General features: G+C 71.7%; 1 protein-coding gene. It reads right to left on the reverse strand.

Translation table 11 applies throughout. The features are described 5' to 3' along the window. On the reverse strand, positions 1 to 210 hold a 210-nt coding region (locus AC5RUJ_RS18730; RefSeq protein WP_494156571.1), incomplete at its 3' end, for an exodeoxyribonuclease VII small subunit. Positions 211 to 361 lie beyond the last annotated feature (151 nt).

Consider the following 361-nt stretch of genomic DNA (forward strand, 5'->3'; position numbering starts at 1 on the left):
CGCCTCGCGTGCCGCGTCGAGCCGCTGCCGTGCGCCTTCCAGCCATGCCTCGCAGCGGGCCGCCAAGGCCTCGCCGCGCTCCCACAGTGCCAGGGACTGTTCAAGGCTGGCGCCGCCGGCTTCCAACTGGCTGACGACGGCCACCAATTCCTCGCGCGCCTGCTCATAGGAGAGGGAGGCGACGTCGGGCGGTGCGGGCTGCTCTGTCATGGGGTCTCGCTTTCGGTGCCGGTGTTGTGTGGTGGTGTCTGGGATTCCGGGAACGACGTCAGGGAAGGGCTTCGGCGGAGACTTCGCCGACGGCCACCCGGAGCCGCAGCCGTGTTCCGGCCGGTGCGTCCGCCGCGTCGCGCAGCACCCG

The organism is Arthrobacter sp. Y3223164 (assembly GCF_059091005.1).